Origin of the sequence: Streptomyces sp. SID3212 (assembly GCF_009865405.1) — a bacterium.
Lineage (GTDB): Bacteria > Actinomycetota > Actinomycetes > Streptomycetales > Streptomycetaceae > Streptomyces.
The window spans coordinates 1-3,102 of the sequence record NZ_WWJY01001019.1 but is presented as its reverse complement, the minus strand read 5'-3'; the positions used below and the strand labels follow the sequence as shown (position 1 = coordinate 3,102).

2 protein-coding genes are annotated in these 3,102 nt (G+C 73.8%); both read left to right on the top strand.

Translation table 11 applies throughout. The features are described 5' to 3' along the window. Positions 1–2,039, top strand: a 2,039-nt coding sequence (locus tag GT042_RS30310) for a DEAD/DEAH box helicase (protein WP_161311893.1), incomplete at its 5' end; no start/stop codon positions are given. Then, positions 2,036–3,102, top strand: a 1,067-nt coding sequence (locus GT042_RS30305; RefSeq protein ID WP_237531354.1) for an SWF or SNF family helicase, incomplete at its 3' end; no start/stop codon positions are given. The genes GT042_RS30310 and GT042_RS30305, both read left to right, overlap by 4 nt.

Genomic DNA, 3,102 nt, shown 5'->3' with positions numbered 1-3,102 from the left:
CGGACGCCGTGGAGCTGGACGACGACGAGATCGGCGAGTTGCTCGGCGAGGCGTCCGGGGCGCTCGCCGCGACCGGCGTCCAGGTGCACTGGCCCAAGGAGTTGGCGCGGACGCTCACCGCCCGCGCGGTGATCGGCCCGCCACCGGCGGGGAGCGGGTCGCAAGCCCCCGCGGCGAACGAAGCGGGGATCACACGCGACTTCGACGGCCCCGGCGGTACGGACCCCACCGGCGACGCCCCGGGGCGGACCGCCAGTGATCTGCCCTCCTTCCTCTCGGCGGACGCGCTCCTCGCCTTCAACTGGCGCTTCGCACTGGGCGATCAGCCGCTCACCCGCGCCGAACTCGACCAACTCGCCGAGGCAGGACGCCCGGTGGTCCGGCTGCGCGACCGGTGGGTGCTCATCGACCCCGCCGAGGCACGGCGCGCCCGGGAGAGCCGGGACCGCCACGTCACCCCGCTCGACGCGCTCGGCGCCGTCCTGACCGGGTCCGCCGAGGTCGACGGACGCCGGGTCGACGTCACGGCGTCGGGCTGGCTCTCCGAGCTGCGCGACCGGCTCGCCGATCCCGAATCCACCGCCGCCACCGGGGCCGGCGAAGAGATCCCCCAGCCCGCCGCGCTCGACGCGACCCTCAGGGACTACCAACTGCGCGGCCTCAACTGGCTCCACCGCATGACGTCCCTCGGACTCGGTGCCTGTCTCGCCGACGACATGGGGCTCGGCAAGACCATCACCCTCATCGCCCTCCATCTGCACCGCCAGACCGACACCTCGGCAGCGGGACCGACCCTCGTGGTCTGCCCCGCCTCACTGATGGGCAACTGGCAGCGCGAGGTGGAGCGGTTCGCGCCCGGCACCCCGGTCCGCCGCTTCCACGGCGCCTCCCGCGACCTGGAGGGCCTGCGGGAAGGGGAGTTCGTCCTCACCACCTACGGCACGATGCGACTCGACGCACCACGGCTCGCCGACGCCGGCTGGGGTCTGGCGGTCGCCGACGAGGCGCAGCACGTCAAGAACCCGTACTCCGCCACCGCCAAACAGCTGCGGACCATCCGCGCAAAAGCCCGGGTGGCGCTCTCCGGGACACCGGTGGAGAACAACCTCTCCGAGCTGTGGGCGATTCTCGACTGGACCACTCCCGGCCTGCTCGGCCGCCTCGGCACGTTCCGTACCCGCTACGCGCAGGCCGTCGAGAGCGGGGGCGACCCGGCGGCGGCCGAACGGCTCTCCGCGCTGGTCCGCCCGTTCCTGCTGCGCCGCCGCAAGTCCGATCCCGGCATCGTGCCGGAGCTGCCGCCGAAGACCGAGACCGACCGGGCCGTCTCCCTCACCACGGAGCAGGCGGGACTGTACGAGGCGGTCGTACGGGAGACCCTCGCGGCGATCGCCGGGGCCCAGGGCATGGAACGCCGGGGCCTGGTGGTGAAGTTGCTGACCGGGCTCAAGCAGATCTGCAACCACCCGGCGCAGTACCTCAAGGAGAAGGCACCGCGCCTGGCGAACCGGTCCGGGAAGCTGGAGCTGCTCGACGAACTGCTCGACACCATCCTCGCGGAGGGCGCGAGTGTGCTGGTCTTCACGCAGTACGTGCAGATGGCACGGCTGCTGGAGGATCATCTGGCGGCGCGCGGGACACCGACCCAGTTCCTGCACGGCGGCACACCGGTCCCCGAGCGCGAGGCAATGGTCGACCGCTTCCAGAACGGTGAAGTCCCGGTGTTCCTGCTGTCGTTGAAGGCGGCGGGCACCGGGCTCAACCTCACCCGGGCGGAACACGTCGTGCACTACGACCGCTGGTGGAACCCCGCCGTGGAGGCGCAGGCCACGGACCGCGCGTACCGCATCGGGCAGCACCGGCCCGTGCAGGTGCACCGGATGATCACCGAAGGCACGATCGAGGACCGCATCGCCGGGATGCTGGCGCGCAAGCAGAAGCTGGCGGACTCGGTGCTCGGCGCGGGTGAGGCCGCGCTGACCGAACTGACCGACGCCGAACTGGCGGATCTGGTGGAGCTGCGAGGGAGTGTCCGATGACCGGGAACGCGAACGCGTACGACGGCGCCGATGGTGACGGCGGCGGCGGTACGGACGGGGACGCGCGGGTCTTCGCCGCTCTGCCGCCCGCCCAGGGCCGTGGCTTCGCCCGGTCCTGGTGGGGCCTGGCCTGGCTGAAGGCGCTGGAGGACACCGCGCTGGACGGCCAGCAGCTGAAGAAAGGGCGGCGGCACGCCCGCGAGGGGGCCGTCGGGGCGGTGTCCGTCGGGCCGGGCCGGATCACCGCCGTCGTACGGGACCGGGACGGCACGGCGCAGCGCAGTGATGTGCTGTGGCAGCGGCTGAGCGAGGAGGAGTGGGACCGCTTCCTCGACATGGCGGTGGACCGGGCGGGGCACATCGCCGCGCTGCTGGACCGGGAGATGCCGCCGCATCTGGTGGAGGACGCGGCGGGCGCGGGGGTCGAACTCCTCCCCGGCATCGGTGATCTGGAGCCGCGGTGCGGCTGCGAGGCGTGGGACCACTGCCCGCACACCGCGGCGCTCTGCTACCAGATGGCGCGGCTGCTGGACCAGGACCCGTTCGTGCTGCTGCTGATGCGGGGCCGGGGCGAGCGGCGGCTGCTGGACGAGTTGCAGGTACGGAGTGCTGCGCGGGCGGCCCGTACGGACGAGCCGGACGGCGCGTCCGGGGAGTCCGCCGACGGCACCCCCGCACGGCCGGGGGCGCCGAAGGGGGTGCCGGCGGCCGAGGCCTTCGCGGCGCGGGACATCCTGCCGCCGCTGCCGCCTCCCCCACCGCCACCGCCCGAGGCGGGACAGCCGCCGGTGCTCGACACCGACACACCGCCGCCCTCCGGGGTCGACGCCCGCGCGGTGGAGTTCCTGGCCGCCGACGCGGCGGCGCGGGCCCTGCGGCTGCTGTCGGAGGCGCTGGCCGCCGGCCATGAACAGCAGCCACCCGAAACGGAACTGACGTCGGGTCAGGACGCCGTACGGCTGGCGGTGTCGGCCGCCGACGAGACGCTCCTGGCGCGGCTCGCCGAGGGCTCCGGCCGGCGGCGCGCCGAGCTGGACCTCGCCGTGCGGGCCTGGCGGTACGG